Annotated in this window: 14 protein-coding genes and 1 riboswitch; of the genes, 9 read left to right on the top strand and 5 right to left on the bottom strand. The window is 37.7% G+C overall.

What is annotated here, in order from left to right:
- Positions 1 to 66 precede the first annotated feature (66 nt).
- Complete coding sequence (locus H9565_RS13390; protein ID WP_215440397.1) at positions 67 to 1293, top strand: hypothetical protein; 1227 nt, start codon at positions 67 to 69, stop codon at positions 1291 to 1293.
- Positions 1294 to 1562: 269 nt separating this feature from the next.
- Here the strand turns inward: H9565_RS13390 and H9565_RS13385 are convergent, their stop codons facing one another.
- The gene (locus H9565_RS13385; RefSeq protein ID WP_215440396.1) at positions 1563 to 1733 is read right to left on the bottom strand and encodes a hypothetical protein; all 171 of its coding nucleotides are present in this window, start codon (positions 1731 to 1733) and stop codon (positions 1563 to 1565) included.
- Between the two features lie 196 nt (positions 1734 to 1929).
- Positions 1930 to 2520 carry a 2'-5' RNA ligase family protein gene (locus H9565_RS13380; RefSeq protein ID WP_215440395.1) on the bottom strand — a complete coding sequence of 197 codons (591 nt, stop codon included), beginning with the start codon at positions 2518 to 2520 and terminating at the stop codon, positions 1930 to 1932.
- Positions 2521 to 2825: 305 nt separating this feature from the next.
- Between H9565_RS13380 and H9565_RS13375 the strand changes: the two genes are divergently transcribed.
- Both H9565_RS13375 and H9565_RS13370 read left to right on the top strand, forming a co-directional pair.
- On the top strand, positions 2826 to 5513 hold the full coding sequence (locus H9565_RS13375) for a receptor L domain-containing protein (protein WP_215440394.1): 2688 nt from the start codon (positions 2826 to 2828) through the stop codon (positions 5511 to 5513).
- Between the two features lie 21 nt (positions 5514 to 5534).
- Positions 5535 to 6212 carry a hypothetical protein gene (locus H9565_RS13370; protein WP_215440393.1) on the top strand — a complete coding sequence of 226 codons (678 nt, stop codon included), beginning with the start codon at positions 5535 to 5537 and terminating at the stop codon, positions 6210 to 6212.
- A gap of 89 nt (positions 6213 to 6301) precedes the next feature.
- Here H9565_RS13370 and H9565_RS13365 read toward each other — a convergent pair whose 3' ends face one another.
- A complete protein-coding gene (locus tag H9565_RS13365) occupies positions 6302 to 7645 on the bottom strand; it encodes a GAF domain-containing sensor histidine kinase (protein WP_215440392.1) in 1344 nt (447 codons plus the stop codon).
- Between the two features lie 232 nt (positions 7646 to 7877).
- Positions 7878 to 7976, top strand: a riboswitch (SAM-I-IV-variant riboswitch).
- A 48-nt stretch (positions 7977 to 8024) separates the two neighbouring features.
- Between H9565_RS13365 and H9565_RS13360 the strand changes: the two genes are divergently transcribed.
- The 6 genes from H9565_RS13360 to H9565_RS13335 all read left to right on the top strand — a co-directional run bounded on the left by H9565_RS13360 (position 8025) and on the right by H9565_RS13335 (position 16009).
- On the top strand, positions 8025 to 9326 hold the full coding sequence (locus tag H9565_RS13360; RefSeq protein ID WP_215440391.1) for a Na+/H+ antiporter NhaC family protein: 1302 nt from the start codon (positions 8025 to 8027) through the stop codon (positions 9324 to 9326).
- Between the two features lie 145 nt (positions 9327 to 9471).
- Positions 9472 to 9774, top strand: coding sequence for a hypothetical protein (locus tag H9565_RS13355; RefSeq protein ID WP_215440390.1), 303 nt, complete (start codon positions 9472 to 9474; stop codon positions 9772 to 9774).
- A 261-nt stretch (positions 9775 to 10035) separates the two neighbouring features.
- Positions 10036 to 10725, top strand: a complete 690-nt coding sequence (locus H9565_RS13350) for an ABC transporter ATP-binding protein (protein ID WP_215440389.1) — start codon at positions 10036 to 10038, stop codon at positions 10723 to 10725.
- Positions 10726 to 10730: 5 nt separating this feature from the next.
- Positions 10731 to 13229: a TonB-dependent receptor gene (locus tag H9565_RS13345; RefSeq protein WP_215440388.1), complete on the top strand. Its 2499-nt coding sequence runs from the start codon at positions 10731 to 10733 to the stop codon at positions 13227 to 13229.
- A gap of 2 nt (positions 13230 to 13231) precedes the next feature.
- Entirely contained in the window at positions 13232 to 14668 is a 1437-nt protein-coding gene (locus H9565_RS13340; protein WP_215440387.1) for an ABC transporter permease, read from the top strand.
- Positions 14669 to 16009 carry a DUF3526 domain-containing protein gene (locus tag H9565_RS13335; RefSeq protein WP_215440386.1) on the top strand — a complete coding sequence of 447 codons (1341 nt, stop codon included), beginning with the start codon at positions 14669 to 14671 and terminating at the stop codon, positions 16007 to 16009.
- 127 nt (positions 16010 to 16136) lie between these two features.
- On the opposite strand, the gene H9565_RS13330 is transcribed toward H9565_RS13335, so the two are convergent.
- Entirely contained in the window at positions 16137 to 17246 is a 1110-nt protein-coding gene (locus H9565_RS13330) for an acyltransferase family protein (RefSeq protein WP_215440385.1), read from the bottom strand.
- Between the two features lie 35 nt (positions 17247 to 17281).
- Positions 17282 to 17869 carry an ankyrin repeat domain-containing protein gene (locus tag H9565_RS13325; RefSeq protein WP_246560616.1) on the bottom strand — a complete coding sequence of 196 codons (588 nt, stop codon included), beginning with the start codon at positions 17867 to 17869 and terminating at the stop codon, positions 17282 to 17284.
- Positions 17870 to 17906: the final 37 nt, after the last annotated feature.

Genomic DNA, 17906 nt, shown 5'->3' with positions numbered 1-17906 from the left:
ATTAATTATTATTAATTATGAATACTAAAAATATTTTTAATAATTTTAAATGTAAAATAGGAATTTATGACAACAGGCTCAGGTTCAATAGTTCTAACATCGGAATACTTTAAAATTCTTATAGATAAGTTACACGAAACCTTTATACAAAAGCATAATCTTAAGCATTTACCTAAAACTTTTCAGCTGTATGGCTATGGGGCTTACAATGAAAACAAACCTAGCTTGAAAAGTGATTTTGAAGAATTAGGTTCCGAATTTATAAACGGGAAGTATTTGTATGATAAATATAGGGAGTTCGAAAAAGGCAAGCCACTTATAAAACTGAACCAATATTATAAGACTATAATCTTGCTTTTTTTAGGATATCAGGATTACGAAGCTTTTCTAACAGCACACAAACCCTCAGAGGACGAACACGAAAAACAACTGACCTTACTTAAAAGTAATGACGATGAGATTACCTATTATTACATTAACTACTATTTTGGTGAAGACAATACCATTTTAAAAGGACAGAGTATCATCTCTAAAAATTGGAAAAAAATTCAACATATATTCATGTATCCTTTAGAGAACGGTACGATGCGGGAATATTATAGCCATGGAAATATAAAACGACAAGGGGATACCTTAACGATTAAAACCAATACCCTCTCCGGTGACCGTTATATTGATGGTGCGAGTGAAATCTATTATTTAGGTCATAGAGCACCCTCTAACATAAAATATCTAATTGGAACCTATTGCACTTTCGATTTATTTACGAATACCGTAGCTGGCCGTTCAATTCTAGAGAAGTGTGAGAGCAAACAAGAAATGGAGCTAAAATCCAAAGACCCTAGCATACCGCCTTATATTGCTATGGAAATTCGGAACAAGCGGATTGTTAATCCTAGTGTAGTTCCGAGACACGCACTAGAATTATCCAGTAACAGTCCCTACGCATCACTTTATGGTAAATTATCAGGAACGTATGATGTAACCTTTGATTATTCGGATGGATTTCAGGAAAAGCTAAAATTTAAAATTCTTAAGTCCAACTTTGAAATCGTGACGCTAACCGATAATGTTTACATTGAAAAAGACCGTATAGAACTCCTAAACAAAGGTTCGGTAATTAATTTTAGATTTAATTTTTCTGGCATTATTGCTCTTGAGCGTGTCAACATTTATTTTAAAAGCTACTATTTAAAAAATAACAGTAGAAACCAAGAAGGTGTCTTCAGTGGTATAGACAATGAGAATAGATTGGTGAATGGTTCATTAAATGTAAATTTTAATGAGGCTTAAGATTAAAGCGGGAACAAAACAATGTTACATAGAACCAAAAAACGGATGACATGTAACCGTTGCGTTTATTAATTTCGCGCCCTTAAAATTCATATCATAAATCTCAAATAGAGATAACAACCTGCGTTAATTAGTAAGATGATAAGCCAATACCTTGGAAAAAATCTTAAACCCTTCTTATTGTATTTTTCATTGCTCTACCAGCTATTTTGCATATATAAAAATATGGCTCAGGTAAAAGCTCCGGCTGCAAACTAAATGGACTATTTCTATTCTTGGTAATTGTTTCTATTTTTTTTGTAGTCGGCATCCCTCAATACCATTTTTATGCCATTCCCACTCACGATTGAGGCAATTGTTAAGACCAGTGCATTTAAGCGGTCTTTTAGGCTTTCTATAGTGTGTTGTTCTTGGGTCAACTGACGTCTTTTCTCTAGCAAGCTCTTGAATTTAAACTGGGTGAACGAAACGCAAAATTAAAATAACATAGCCATTTTTTTAGCGTTTTTTGGATTAAATTCATTACTATCTTTATATATAATTGGAATCCGGAACTAGGCGAAAGATGTCATACAAGTGAATAATCTAGACTTAAAAATGGCCACTACGTATCGTTAATCTAACTTGCTGAAAGTACTATTCCAACTCAATTTCAAATGCCATCTTATATACCTTTTCTCCCAATGAATGATTTTTCCTCAGTACGGTTATCTTGTTTACGGTAAAAATTTTGGAGTATGATTTTTCTCGAAAGTACGCCCAGCTTCGGTCAAATTCTAAATCCGGAATTTTACTTGCAATAGTCATATGAGGGACTCCTATTTTCTGAGTGCCCCTGTTACCAATTTTCGCTCTCTTTCTCAACACTGCTACCATAAGGTTTTGAAGCTTGAAAATTTCGGCTCCCATAACACCTATACATAAAGTGTTCGAGCCTATAAATTTTTGAAATCCATTGGCCTGAACTTCAAATCGCTTTTTACCTCCCAAAGCATAACGCAATTCATTTAAAATGGTTAGCTCCGGAATACTTTCAATCATGAAATTGCTTAGGCTAATGTGGGCTATGGAATGAATATATCTGGCTGTACCAAAACGGTACATAAAATCTTTTTTATAACCGAACAGGTCATTTTTGATATGAGCTGGCGGACTAATAATAATCAGATACTCTCTAAGGCCTTGCGTTAAACACCATGTTCGTTTTTCCAACTCTAAATTTTGCATTGCGTAATGAGGGTTTCATCAATATTAGTAAAAACTCCTAAAATATGGAATTTATACTGAAAATTGGATTTATTCCAAAAATAATATCATATCCTCACCCATGTTTATAACCTGCATAACAACGACATTCAAGATAAAAATCTCATTTGTGGCTAGGTTTCAACTTATTGCCGATTATCGAAAATACTAGAGTGAAACTTAAGTAAATACAATCTTTTTTTAGTGTTTTTAGTTTATATAATTCTTTGCATGCGCTTAACGGCTGATATAAAGACTAGACCAAAACCAACCTATACCCCACCCCCATGAAGTACTTACAGGCTCTTATACTAGTATGTGTATTAATCACTTCTTGCACAAATGATGATGATTCTTTAGAAAAAACTTTAGTAAATGAGGTTATAAATGATACCATTGCGGTAGATACCACAACAGTAGCTATTGAAGCCATTAGCGATATAGAATTTAAGGCTAAAAATTTTGGAGCTGCCCTAACAACTAATTTTATTGGAGAAATCACGGATATTGACGCTAAGCCTTTAGGGCAAGTGAAGGTAACCATTGGGAGTCAATCTGTAGTAACAGATACTAAAGGTGTCTTTGTCTTAAATGAGGTTACTGTAAATGAAAAATTTGCTTATATCAAAGCAGAAACGGAAGGCTATATTTTAGGTTCCAGAAGTATAGTACCATCGGCCAGCGGTAGTAATGTTGTAAATATTACGCTACTTAAAAAGAATACTATTGAGACCGTGAATTCTGGTGAAACCTCGGAGGTAAGCTTAGATAATGGTGCAAAGGTAAATTTTGGAGGAAGTTTTATAGATGCTTCCGGGGCTCCATATAACGGAAAAGTAGAGGTTTCAATGCATTATTTGGAACCTAACCAAACACAAACGTTTTTCCAAATGCCAGGTTCCCTCTTTGGAAAAAGGGAAAACAACGAGGCTACTGCTATGGAAACCTACGGTATGCTGTCTGTTAACTTATCCTCCCCTAATGGAGAGATTTTGAATATTTCAGAAGATACGCCTGCAAAACTATATTTTCCTGTTTCTTCTAGCACACCAAATGCTCCGTCATCCATACCACTTTGGTATTTTGATGAAGCTGTTGGGTATTGGAAAGAACAAGGTGCTGCAACAATTATAGACGGAGAATATGTAGGTGAGGTATCTCACTTTACCTGGTGGAATTGCGATTTACCGTTAAACACTATTAGGGCGTGCTTTGAGTTGAAACAAAACGCAGCCTTACCTAACTCTTATTTTGAAATTACCAGGGCTTCCAATGATCAGCTTGTATATTCCGGTTATACAAATGAACTGGGTCAAAATTGTGGTCTTTTCCCTAAAGAAGAAACCCTTGAAATTACCTTGTTTAGTGATTGTGATCCGGAAAGCCCGGCAGGGTCTAAAGAATTTGGTCCTTTTACAGAAGATGGTTTGAACATCACCATTAATATAGACGACTTGGCAGATGTTTCCATCACAACCTTATCCGCTACCGTAACCAATTGCAACAATGCGCCTTTGACCAATGGTTATGCTTTTATACATTCCACAAATGATATCAATGACTTTAAAATACTCCCCATAACTAATGGTGAAATTGAGCAACAATTAGTGTATTGTAACGAAGCGGACTACCTCATTGTTGTAGTAGATGTTGATACCGATGAAACTTCAGATGAAATTACCTTATCCAGTATTGCGAATGGTATTACCAATTTAGGACAAATACAAACCTGCCCTAATCAAGGAAGTACTATATATGAAGGGTCAATAACTTTAACTACCCAAGAAGAAGTAGATGCTTTTGGTGCTTTTGGATATAGGGAGATTACTGGAGATATAAAGTTAGATGGGCAACAGAGCATTACCTCCTTAGAAAGTTTATCTAGCCTAATGGTTGTTGGAGGGGAATTTTATATAGAAACAGGAGCTAAAAACTTAAATGGTTTAGAAAAACTTGAAACTGTTGGCAGTAATTTGGCTTTCATTTTTAATATACATCTAACTACGTTATCTGCACTTGAAAATTTAAGTTCTATAGGAGGTAATCTACGGTTTACAATAAATACTAAACTTACGTCGCTAACAGGCTTAGAAAGCTTAACTTCTCTTAATGGAATTGAAATAAATGGTAACGGTAGCCTTACTACACTAACAGGATTAGAAAACATAACTTCAGTTCAGGAATATTTGTTTGTATTGGACAACAATAATCTTACTACGTTACAAGGCTTGAACAATGTAACCTCAGTTGGGAACGGCTTAACCATCGGAAATAATAATAAGCTTAACACACTAACTGGATTGGATAATATAATTTCTGTTGGAGGAAATTTACATATTAGGGGTAATGAAAATCTGGTATCTCTTATAGGTTTGGAAAATCTTAATTCAGTTGGCAACCAAACCGTAATAGGTGATAGTTTCCGTCCCAACCCTAAACTTGAAAATTTTTGTGCACTGACCAATCTATTCACAACCGGTACTTTTAGTACAGTAAGTATCTCAAATAATAAATACAATCCATCTTTTAATGATATATATAACGGAGAATGTGAAGAACTGCCCCAAAGCGGTGGTATATACGAAGGCTCCATTACTTTAACCTCTCAGGAAGACATAGAGAACTTTGGAACAATAGGCTATACAGAAGTTACAGGTGATGTAATTATTGAGGATAGTGCTACACCTACTATTACCTCTCTTGCAAACCTGGATTACTTAACTACAATTGGTGGCTCATTGAACATTTCTAAGACAGCGGTAACCAATTTGCAAGGTTTACAAAATCTTACATCTATTGGCAATCGTTTGACTATTAGCAATAACAGCAATTTAACCAATATTACGGACTTAAATAATCTTACGGCTATAGAGGGTAGATATATAAACATCAGTAATAATTCTGAGCTTACTTCTTTGTCGGGTCTGGATAATTTGACTAGGATAAATGGGGAATTAAGAATTGCTGATAACTAAAGCCTTACCTCATTAGTTGGCTTGGGGAATATTACATCTATTGATCTTGCGCTTATTCTTACCCAGAACATGGGACTAACTTCTCTGCAAGGACTGAATAGTTTAAATTCAATTGGACAAGGTATTGCGCTTTATGGTAGCGAATATAATACCGTAGGATTACAAATTACGACCAATTCCGAACTTACTTCATTTGCAGGCTTAAATAATGTTACAGCGTTAAAAGGTGATTTGGTTATTAGACACAATGCAAAACTAGCTACACTTGAAGGCTTGGAAAACGTTACTGCGGTTAACGGTCATTTACAAATTTCAAGAAACAGCGAACTTATTTCTCTAAAAGGACTAAACAACATTGCATCTGTACAATATAAATTAGAGGTGTATAGAAATAATAAGCTTGCCACCATAATGGATTTAGAAAACCTTACTACAGTAGGTTCTGATTTATCGCTACATGAGAATAAGATTACCTCATTGAACGGCTTTGAAAATCTTAGCTCTGTTGGTGGCGTGATTACTATTGGGGCATCGTTTGATGAAGATTTTAATATGGTCTATGGAGGCAATTATAACTTAACCGATTTTTGCGCATTGACCAATTTTATGATCAATGGCAGTTATACGGATGTATTCATTGAACAGAATGCTTATAATCCTACAGTAAACGATATTTCATACGGTAGCTGTAGCCAATAAAACGGCAGCAGAGATTTAAACGCATTTTAAAATTTCAAAGTGCGTTTATAATATAGTTATTTAAATATATTATTCACAGGAACTAACACCTACGTGGTCTTCAAAAGTGTAAAGTAAAAGGTGGTGCCTACGCCCTCTTCACTTTCTAACCAAATGGAACCGTTATAATATTTAATGATTCTTTTAACGATGGATAGACCTATTCCGGATGAGGAACCCGTGCTTTCTAATTTGGTAAAGATTTTAAATATTCTTTCAAAATAATCGGACTTGATCCCAATGCCATTATCTTTTACAAAAAACTCATAATGGTCACCTCTATCAATATAGCCCACATCTACGGTGCCCTGTTCCTTATCTCCATAGTTTATGGCATTCTGAATCAGGTTTTGAAAAACCTGCTTAAATCTCCAGGTATTCCCGTACAAACTTGGCATGTTCTCTTGAACCGTAACCTTTATATGGCCGGGCACTAAAATAGTTTCCAAGACTTCTTTAATGAGGATATTAAAATCAACCTGTTTGTCTTCTGATTCTATTTTATCTATAGTGGAATAATCCAGAATTCCCTTTATTAAGAAATTCATCTTTTCCACATTAAACAAGGCCTGATGCAAAGGTTGTATGGTATCCTCTCCCAAAGCTTCCTTATTGTCATCTATAAACCAACTCACCAAAGTGTGAATATTAATGAGAGGGGCTTTTAAATCATGAGATACCACATGGGCATATTCACTTAATTCTTCATTTTGAAGCGATAAATTTTTTAATAGTTCTTCCTTCTTCTTCTCTTGCTCCTTTATCCGTTCTTCACTCTCTTTACGCTGTATGACATTAACCAGCATATTGGCATAGACAAAAAGGATGTCCTTTTCATTATCATCATACTTATTGATTTTTTTGACCGAATCAAAACCAATAAAACCGATCAACTCATTATTCTTGATTTTTGGAATAGTAATTAGACTCTTAATGCCCTGTGGCTCTAAAACGGCTCGTAAACCATGTTCTCCGTCTTCTGGTAATTCACTTACATCTTCCACAAAGAACGGCTCTCCCTTTTTATGTGCTTCTATCCATTGCGGAATAAAGTCTATAGGTACATTCTGCAAGTTCTCTATTTCCGGTTCTATACCTTCAGAACACCATTCATAAGTGTTTGAAGTGGTGTTATTTACAAAATCATAAGAAAAGATATAGCTTCTGTCCGATTCTACGAATTCGCCAATTTGCTTTAGGGATGCTCTGATAAGTTTATCAATATCCGATAAATCGGAATTAATATGTTTTGTAGAGATACTGATTAACAAATCCTGAAAACGCAGTTGTCTTTCAATGATTTTGTCTTTTTCTAGCTGACTAATAGTTGTATGGTTATCACCTTCATTGGTTGTTGAAAGTTGATTTTCAGCGTGTAAGTCTTGTTTTTTCATTCCACTCTTCAAAATAATAAGATAAATAGACTTTTTTATCCCTTGGTTAGCAGTTACAAACTAAGTTAAAAAATATGTATTACGTTACTTGACGTACCATTTACATAGGATTTATACTACTTATTAACTCAAAAGTTTAGGATTTCTTCTAATTGACCAAAAAAAAGTATGATATAAATTAACTCTTTTTATGAGTTGCAGGTAGTTCTTATACCTTATTTTTGCCGCCTTAAATAATTATCAAGAATCTCAAAAAGAGGAGATAGCAACCTGCAATAACGAGCAAGGTGCTAAAGAGATAAGCCAATTAGTTGGAACAAATGTTAACCCATATGTCTATCTATTTGCTTCTACTTCCTTTTTTAGCATAAAGAAAGAAATGGCAAACATCAAAGATAGAACTCCAAAATTCTCTGCTCTCGTACCCCTATTCATTTTTGTATTTACTTTTTTGGGTGTGGGTATATATCAAAACGATTTCTACGCGTTACCTGCTCCCATTGCAGTAATTGTGGGGATAATTGCTGCCTTCCTAATGTTTGGGCAATCTATAAATTCTAAAATAAAAACCGTTTTAAAAGGCTGTGGAGATGATAAAATATTAACCATGTGTTTGATCTACTTGTTAGCAGGTGCATTCGCTGCAATTACCAACGAAACCGGTAGTGTTGATGCCATTGTTAATATGGGATTGGATTTTATAGCCATTCAATACATCTACGTTGGCATTTTTATTATTGCAGGGTTCTTATCGGTTTCTACAGGAACTTCGGTGGGTGCCATTGTTGCTTTGGCTCCTATTGTAGTGGGATTTGCCGATAAGAGCGGTGCGGATTTGGCCATTTTATGTGGTGCACTGTTAGGTGGTAGCATGTTTGGCGATAATTTATCGGTAATCTCGGATACTACCATTGCCGCTACACAATCCTTAGGTTGTAAAATGAGTGATAAATTCAAGCAGAACATTAAAATTGCCGTACCCGCTGCCCTATTCACTATAGCTATTTTAATCTTTCAAGGTTTGGGATTAAAGTCCGCCGAAACGGAGACTGTAGTTTATAGTTATTCCATCATCAAAATTATGCCCTATCTTTTGGTCATTGTTCTATCTATTGTAGGAGTGAACGTTTTTGTAACCTTAGTATTAGGTTCAGTATTCGCTGGACTTTTGGGGATTGTTTATGGTGATTTTACCCTTATAGAATCTACTAAAATTGCCTATTCTGGATTTACGAACATGACAGAGATTTTCTTGTTGTCTCTATTAACAGGAGGATTGGCTGCTTTAGTAGAACGAAACGGAGGCATAGAGTTTATATTGGTCAACATAAAGAAGCTTATCAAGAACAAAAAAACGGCACAGCTAGGTATTGCCTCATTAGTGAGTACTATTAATATGGCGATTGCCAATAACACGGTTTCTATCATCATTGCCGGCCCCATTGCCAAAACCATTAATGATGAATACGGATTGGATAACAAGAAAACCGCTTCCAATTTAGATATTTTTGCCTGTATTTTTCAAGGTCTACTGCCCTATGGAGCTCAGGTTTTAATGATTTTAAGCTTTTCAAACGGAAAAATCGATTATATAGATTTGGTTTCCAATACCTGGTATTTACTCTTGTTGTTCATTTACACCATCGTATTCATAAACTTTAAACCATTTCGTGTCCACTAAGCTTGTTTTTGAAGATAAAAAAGGGCCTTGTAATGTTCTTATAATTTATATACCCTTGTACTCCAACTTCAGTTAAATTCATGCCAAAGTAATTTTTGTTTAAATTCTCATTAATAATTTAAAGTATTATTTACTTTTGTCGCTTATGATGAAAAGCAGCAAGAATTTCGTTTCTATGTTTTTTGTCGCTTTGTTTTTGGTATTCAAAGTGGCAGGACTGCATGCGCTTACGCATCATATTGACGATTCCGACGCGCAACATTGCGAAGTTTGTCACATTACCACAGCGGTTAATTTTACACCGCTTTTAAAAACGGAATCTCCCGTTCTACCGCAAACAGAATTCTATTTTTTTGAACAAAAGTTCTCTAACAATGCGCCACAGCTTGTTTTTGAGAACCAATTTTTAGGCAATAATCGCTTTACGCGGCCTCCTCCACAAGTTTAACAGTCCATTTTGTATGTAGTACCGTAAATTTTTATAGGACCGGTACGCCCTTTTCATTCGTCATATTCTTTGTTTGTCACACTTCTTTTGATTTGTCGCACACCCGAATACGGTATGCTGAAAGCTAAGTGTTGAATATACATATGGACCTGTCTTTTTCGTAAGGACATCTTCTATATCATTTATATACTTATACCACAAATTGCTGTGTATAAGGATGATTACACGATTTACCTATACTCTTAATTTAGTTATACTATTATGTTGAAAGCAACGAACATAAGCAAGTCTTATCAAGGAAAGGCAGCTTTAAAAGACGTTTCGTTTGAAGTTTCCAAAGGCGAAATATTTTGTCTTTTGGGTCAGAACGGCGCAGGAAAAACCACTACGATCAATATTTTTTTAGGCTTTATATCAAAAGATGGCGGCCAAGCCTTTATTGCCGATAAAGAAGTAGGAAAGGACGATACCAATACACTTACCGCATATATTCCCGAAACGGTACAACTTTACGGTAACCTTAGTGGCGTAGAAAACTTGGATTTCTTTAGCCGTTTGGCAGGATTCACATACACCACGGCAGAGCTGGAAGCATTTCTAGCTAAAACAGGCCTGCAGTTGGATGCACAACATAAAAGGCTCTCCTCCTACTCTAAGGGAATGCGGCAAAAAGTGGGTATTGCTGTGGCACTGGCCAAAAATGCCGAAGTTATTTTCATGGATGAGCCCACTTCTGGCCTTGATCCTAAAGCCACAGCGGAATTTACTCAAATCTGTAAGGAACTTGCCAGTATGGGTAAGGTCATCTTTATGGCCACCCACGATATTTTTAATGCCGTAGAACTGGGCACCACCATTGGTATTATGAAAGAAGGAGTTTTGGCCCAACAGTTAAAGGCCAATGAAATTAACGCAAATGAATTAAACCAACTCTACCTAGAAACAATTTAGAAAAGATGAACCACTATATAAAAATAATACTGGCCTTACTACTGTGCAACGCAACGTACGGTCAAATAAAAGTGAATGGTAAGGTTAACGATACGAACGGATTACCCGTTTATGGGGCCACTGTTTCATTTTCCAATACGGCTAGGGGAAATAAAAGGGGAACCACCACCGAAGCGAACGGAAATTTTAGTTTTGAGATTTCGGAAACCGGCACCTTTCAACTGACGGTGAGTTACATAGGAATGAAGTCTATTTCCATTAAAAAAACCTTTGATGAGTTAAAAGATTACGATTTAGGAACCTTGGTATTACAGGAAAATGTAGAACAGCTACAGTCCGTAGAAGTGGTTGGTCGGGCAAGAACGGATTATAATAGTGATTATTCATTCTCGGCTACAAAAGTGGCCATTGCCAACAAAGAGTTACCACAAGCCATTACTTCGGTAACCAAAGAATTAATTGCGGATCGTCTTGCCTTTCAGGTACCCGATGCCGTTAAGACGGTAAGTAATGTTTCCGTTACAGGGCTGTACAATCACTATAATATTCGTGGTATTACGCAAGCGGATGACGGACAAGTATTAAACGGAATGCGTACCCGTCAATATTACTTCCTTCAGCCCATTACCTCACACTTAGAACGTGTTGAAGTGATAAAAGGTCCCTCATCGGTTACTTTTTCGAGTGCAGATCCCGGTGGTACTGTAAACATGGTTACCAAAAAACCATTGGCAGAAAAACGTAATGAGGTTTCTTTAACTACGGGTAGTTTTGGAACCATAAGGGCTACAGCCGATTTTACGGGGCCCTTAAACGAATCTAAAACCCTGTTATATCGTTTAAACGCCGCAATTCAAGAGGCGGATTCATTTAGGGATGTTGTGAACAATAATGCTATACTATTTACACCTTCTCTAAGTTATATTCCAAACGAGACCACCTCGCTGAACGTAGAGATGATTTATAGCAATGCCGAAGGTAACTTAGATAGAGGCCAACCTATTTTTGGCACTATAAATGGGAACTATGATATAGATAGTACTCCAATTACAATGAACGTGGGTGCTTCAAGCGATCACTACAAAAATAAAGAGCTCATTTTAATGGCGAACTTTAGCAAAAGGTTTACCGATCGGTTAGGTTTCAATGCACAATACATGAAACAAACCTGGGACGAAGATTTAGCCGAGCATAGAGTGGATGGTACGGCCGTGGATATTGATGGGAATGTAATTCCTACGCTGGCGCGAATGCGATATGATGAGAGACAGCAATTTTGGGAAACGGACAACTTTAGCACCTATTTCACTTACGACATAAAAACCGATAAGATTACCAATAAAACCTTGGTGGGTTATGATGCTACACGTTGGGAGCGGAAAATTGGAGCAGGATTCCTTCGTGCCAGAAGATACTTAACGGTAGATGGTGGTCAGGCAAATTATGACCCCAGTAATCAGGATAACTTTCAGCAAACGGTGGTAGATGGTGTTACCATACCCGTGCCTGCGGTTCCTCATTTTAACTTAGAAGACCCTTTTAACGGCGCTAGGAATACCAATGCGTACAATCTTGCGGAACTAAGTATTCCTGCAAACCTAAATACTTCAAATGGTTTCTATATTCAAAACCAGTTTAAGGTGGGAAAATTTTCAGCTTTGGTAAACTTACGATATGAGCGTTTTACGGATATTTTTGATTATGAAGGAGATGAGCAAGAGTTTACAAACGATGCCATTGTACCTAGATTCGGTCTAACCTATGAAGTTACAAAAACCGTTAGTGCATATGCCACTTACCTAGAAGGCTTTCAACCGCACACCAATACAGTTTCTTTATCACCAACGGCAGAAGGTTTCTTTTGGTCTACTTCTCCTAGTAGATTTGATCCGTTGGAAAGTAGTTTGACGGAATTTGGCGCAAAAGGAGAGTTTTTGAACGGAAAAATATTCGCCAACCTTGCCGTTTTCAATATTACTCAAAAAAACATCCTTCTTGGAGATACCTATGATTTGGACAACCTAACCACCAGAGGTGAACAAAGAAGTAGAGGTTTTGAAATGGATGTGTCCGGTTATATAGCTTCAAACTTTCAAATAACGGCATCTTATGGGTATGCCGATGCCGAAATTGTTGAGGATGCCATAGAGGAATTCATTGGCGAGCCTATTGGTGGTGCCCCTAAGCATAATGCAAATATTTGGGGTCGTTATGATTTTACCAATCAAACCTTAAAAGGTATCGGAATTGGTTTGGGTGCCCAGTATATGGATGAGCGGTATACATGGTATAACCCTACTTACGATACGGATAGACTACTCCTCCCTTCCTATACCGTATTTGATGCAGCGGTTTATTATAAACCAAATAACACAGGAATGCAATTGACCTTAAAGTTCAACAATTTATTTGATGAAACGTATTGGTTAGGTGGCCTAAACCCTTCTAGATTGGGGCCTGGAGCTCCAAGAAATGTATTGCTGAATGCAACCTATAAATTCTAAGTATGAGAAAAAATGTAATCTATCTATTGGCACGCCAATTATGGAAAGATGCCTTTAGGTCTAAAGTACTCTTAATAGCTTCGGTGCTAATGGGCGGACTATTATTATTTTCGGCCTATAGCGGATGGCAGAATTATAACGACCAAAACCATACCCGCCATGAAATTCAACATGAGGTTCAAGAAAGTTGGGAAAACAATCCGGACAAGCATCCACATAGAATGGCCCATTACGGTTCGTTTGCCTTTAGAATTAAGCATGTACTAAGTATTTTTGACCTCGGGATGGAAAATTTTGTGGGCAACGCCATGTTTTTGGAGGCGCACAAACAGAATACCGTCAATTTTTCGGAAGCAAGCATGTCCACCGGTTTATTGCGTTTCGGAGAAGTTAGTCTAGCCATGTTATTAAAGGTAATCGTACCCCTTTTAATTTTCTATCTGGGGTTCAACACCATAGCTCAGGAACGGGAAAACGGCACCTTAAAATTACTGATAGGCCAAGGTATCACCAGAAAAGAAATTGTTTTTGGAAAATGGTTGGGACTATGGAGTTTGTCCTTGATCTTTCTTTTTTCCGTCTTTCTCGTGCTCCTATTTTTTATGGTATTGGAACGGCATGAAGTACATGCCGGTGGTTTGTTCAGGTATCTGGTGCTTTTTGTATCCTACCTCCTCTTTTTTGGCATTCTAGGCGCTATTACCGTTTTTGTATCGGCATTTAGTAAAACTGCTAAGGGGGCATTGGTGAAGCTCTTGGGTATTTGGTTGTTGTTCATCATTATCGTTCCAAAATCATTGCAGGCTATGGGGTATTACCTCTACCCTACACCCTCAAAAATAGAAATGGAGACAGCGGTAGAACACGATTTGGTTCAACTTGGGGATAGCCATAATCCTGATGATCCGCATTTTAAGGCTTTAAAGGATTCCGTCCTTGCGGCCAATAACGTTACCGATGTGGCAGACCTTCCCTTTAACTATGGAGGGTTTGTAATGGCAAAAGGCGAGGCCTTAAGTGCTGCGGTGTATCACAAACACCAAAGTCAGCTGTATGAAGTCTACGGTAAACAGAACAATCTAGAACGGTATTCTGCTTTTATCAACCCATATACAGCCATTAAAAATCTATCCATGGCCTTCTCGGGAACCGATTTTCAATCTTTTCTACATTTTAAGGATCAGGCGGAAAATTATCGATATGATTTAGCGCAGGAAATGAACCAGTTACAAATGGATTTGATTCCTAACAAGGGTAAAGCGGGACCGGATGTTATTTCCAGCGATTACTGGAAAAATTTTCCGCCATTTCATTATGAATTTCTAAGTACTACGGAACTTTTTAAGAATGAACTCATCTCCATCATAGCGCTGCTTTTGTGGGGTGTTTTGGCGCTATTTGGACTCTTAAGATTATCAACTAACCTAAAAGCCATATAAATGTATAGTTTATTGTTTAAATCATTTTTTAGGACGAAAATATTCTTGGTAAGTCTTGTGTTGCTCATGAGTGTTGGTCTGATCAGTATTCTAATTGGCAAGCAGTATTTGATAAAACAGGAAAACACTATTGTTGCCGCCCAAAAGTTTCAGGAAGAAAGCATACGGAAAAATGTCACCTACCATAATGATGATTTGGGATTGTTGTTGTATTACCTTCGTTTTACCTTAATTAAGAAACCTGCCAATATAAACGCTATTTCTATTGGTCAGAGTGATGTAAATCCGTTATTGCAAGCAGTCACCATTCGTGGTCTGGAAGGACAAAAATATGATACCGATTTTGAAAATCCGTCTTTGCTCATGTCGGGCAACCTAGATTTGGGGTTTGTCATCATTTATTTGTTTCCTTTAGTGTTGATAGCCATGACCTTTAATTTGTATTCTGAAGAAAAGGAATGGGGTACGTGGCGTATTTTGGCCGCGCAAACTTCTGGAAAAGCGGCCTTTTTATTCAAAAAACTCTTGGTTAGGGTACTCTTTGTTTTTGCGGTGCTCGTAGTGCTTCTGCTCCTATCGAGCGTTATCCTACAAATACCGATGGACCAAAATTTCTGGGGAATATTTTTACAAAGCCTTTTGTACCTATTATTTTGGAGTACGCTCTGTTTTTGGATGGTTTCGTTTTTAAAGAGTTCTAGTTTTAATGCCCTGGCATTGATATCTATTTGGGTGGTCTTGACCATTTTATTTCCCGCAATGATCAATAATTATGTGCTGAACAAATATCAAGTTCCCGAAGCATTGGATGCCATGGTTGAACAACGCGATGGCTACCATGAAAAATGGGATTTGGAAAAAAGCGCTACAATGGACGGGTTTTTGGAAGCTTACCCACAGTTTAAAAGTTATCCTGTTCCCGAAGACGAATTTTCTTGGCTTTGGTATTACGGTATGCAGCATATGGGCGATTTAGAATCTCATGATACCAGTACCGAAATGACCGAAAAAGTAATGTTACGCAACACGGTAAGCGAAACAGTGGCGCTTTTTGTTCCTACCATGCATGCGCAACTTAGTTTTAATCATTTGGCCGGAACGGATATGATCAGTCACTTGGGGTTCTTAAAACAACTTACCGAGTTTCATGAAAAGCTACGCTTGGATTTTTATCCCAAAATCTTTAAAAATCAACCGGCTGAATCTGTAGATTGGAAAAACTATAACATTAAATTTCATGAAGCCAATCGGAGTTTTAGTTGGTTAAAACTAATTCTCCCTACCTTTTTAATAACCCTTGTCATAGGGGTTTTAGGAAGGATGAACCTAAAGAAACTATAAAAGATAGGGCCGAATTTTTCGGCCCTATTTTATTTCATTGAAATAGAAACTGTTCTCTTACTCCAATTGCATATCACCATCCCTTAAGCCGCCAGAATGGCTTCTTTCTATCGGAGCCCGTTCTCAGCTATGGATAAGTTCTGGCTTCTTTTGACGTAGGATTACCTTCCAATGATTTTTCCTTTGGCCATTTTTCCATTCGTAGTCCGAACAAAGGGCGCAAAACCTCAATTCTACGAATCAAAGACTCATAGAGGATAAAACAGGTCGTAAAGGTAAAAACGGTAATGGCAATGAACTGTAAGACAGGATGTATGTTTAAGGGCAGTATCAGCCAAGCCCCCAAATACAGCACGAACATATGGATAATATACACTGGGTAGGCCGCCTTGCTTAAATATTCCAATAGTCGGCTGGGCCTGTTAAGGTAGTGGAACACGAGTCCGAAAATACCGAATATCCAACAGGTAGATTCCATGGCCATCAAATAGCCAGGGGCTTCCATATGATCTGATATTAGTCGCAGGGTGTACAAGCCTACAGCCAGTGCCAAATAGGCCCATTTCCATTTTTTCAAGGTGTTCCAGAACGCACTGCCTATATAGACGAACAGGTATCCGAAAAAGAAAGCTAGGGCTCCCAGAAAAAAGCCGTGCCAGGTTTCGGCATAGAGCGAATAAATCTGTGGCTTTACCAAAATGGCCTCCAGTACAAAGAACAAAGAGACGATCAGTGGCCCCACCGCGTTACCCATAATTTTCTCCAATAGCTTTTTAAGCCTTCCTCCACGATGTTTCAATAGAAGAAAAACAGGTAGAAAAAGAAGGACATAAATAAAAATATTGCCCAAAAACCACAGGTGGCCCGTATGGGGGTAGTAACTTAAAGGTTGTTTGTAGAACGCTTGAAAAAGATACATGTGCAAGGGTGAAATAGCCACAATACCAAACAGGAAGGGTATAAGTATACGTTGGGTACGTTCGCCAATCAGTTGTTTCCAGTTGCGCTTTCGCATGGCGAAAAAGAGTCCCATTCCCGATACAAAAAACAGGATTGGAATGCGCCAAACGTTGAGCATGGTCATGGGTACCCATAATCCTTCAAGGGCGTTTTCGCTGCGTACAAAACCAACGATCATGGCCCAGGGCTGAAAAACAATGGCTATATGGTAGATCAATAATAAGGCTATGGCGATGACCCTTAGCCAGTCTATATCGTAACGTCTAACGGTTTTCATGACTGTCGTTTTTTGAATGGTTAATGGTTATTAGGTTATTGTAGCATTATTGCAATGACAGGACGTGCCTTTTCCAGTTCGGCCAAGTTTAGGTCCAATCCAATAGGCCCCAATTGCTGCTGCATCATTTCATAGATGGGCTTCATGTCCTCAAAAGGTCCGGAGACCGTTTCCCGGGCAGTGGCCCCATAGTTATTCTTGGCCGTTTTGTCGGCCTTGGCATCCATTAGTAACTGTACCAGTTCTACCCTACCAAAAAATGCGGCTACATGAAGGGCGGTGGAACCGTCGTTGTTTTTTATTTCAAGATCGGCACCGGCATCGATAAGGGCCGCGGTAATCTCTGTTTTATCAAAGGTTATGGCCGAGATTAGAGGGGTCGCCCCACTTAGGGCATCTTTTTCGTTAAGGCCGGTACCGGCCTCAATATGCTGTTTAACAGCTTCTAGGTTACCAGTTATCACGGCCTGTGTTAGGGGAATATCCGGTGCGCTTACTTCGGTCTTGGCTATCGCTTGATCATTGCCTTTCTGTTTTTGTTGTCCGCAAGCGGCTAAGCACATGGCAATAATAAGCAGTAGATAACTCATTTGTTTAGCGGGACGGTTTTCTTGTTTTCTCATGATTTTACTTTTTAGTGATTCAACATTTTATTTGATG

The sequence above is a fragment of the Zobellia russellii genome (assembly GCF_018728565.1).
GTDB lineage: Bacteria > Bacteroidota > Bacteroidia > Flavobacteriales > Flavobacteriaceae > Zobellia > Zobellia russellii.
The sequence above is the reverse complement of the archived record's forward strand: the minus strand, read 5'-3'. Positions and strand labels throughout refer to the sequence as shown.

Coding starts and splice junctions, on each gene's coding strand:
- H9565_RS13390 (WP_215440397.1), top strand. CDS start 67: ATGACAACAGGCTCAGGTTCAATAGTTCTAACATCGGAATACTTTAAA.
- H9565_RS13380 (WP_215440395.1), bottom strand. CDS start 2,520: ATGCAAAATTTAGAGTTGGAAAAACGAACATGGTGTTTAACGCAAGGC.
- H9565_RS13375 (WP_215440394.1), top strand. CDS start 2,826: ATGAAGTACTTACAGGCTCTTATACTAGTATGTGTATTAATCACTTCT.
- H9565_RS13365 (WP_215440392.1), bottom strand. CDS start 7,645: ATGAAAAAACAAGACTTACACGCTGAAAATCAACTTTCAACAACCAAT.
- H9565_RS13360 (WP_215440391.1), top strand. CDS start 8,025: ATGGCAAACATCAAAGATAGAACTCCAAAATTCTCTGCTCTCGTACCC.
- H9565_RS13355 (WP_215440390.1), top strand. CDS start 9,472: ATGATGAAAAGCAGCAAGAATTTCGTTTCTATGTTTTTTGTCGCTTTG.
- H9565_RS13350 (WP_215440389.1), top strand. CDS start 10,036: ATGTTGAAAGCAACGAACATAAGCAAGTCTTATCAAGGAAAGGCAGCT.
- H9565_RS13345 (WP_215440388.1), top strand. CDS start 10,731: ATGAACCACTATATAAAAATAATACTGGCCTTACTACTGTGCAACGCA.
- H9565_RS13340 (WP_215440387.1), top strand. CDS start 13,232: ATGAGAAAAAATGTAATCTATCTATTGGCACGCCAATTATGGAAAGAT.
- H9565_RS13335 (WP_215440386.1), top strand. CDS start 14,669: ATGTATAGTTTATTGTTTAAATCATTTTTTAGGACGAAAATATTCTTG.
- H9565_RS13330 (WP_215440385.1), bottom strand. CDS start 17,246: ATGAAAACCGTTAGACGTTACGATATAGACTGGCTAAGGGTCATCGCC.
- H9565_RS13325 (WP_246560616.1), bottom strand. CDS start 17,869: ATGAGAAAACAAGAAAACCGTCCCGCTAAACAAATGAGTTATCTACTG.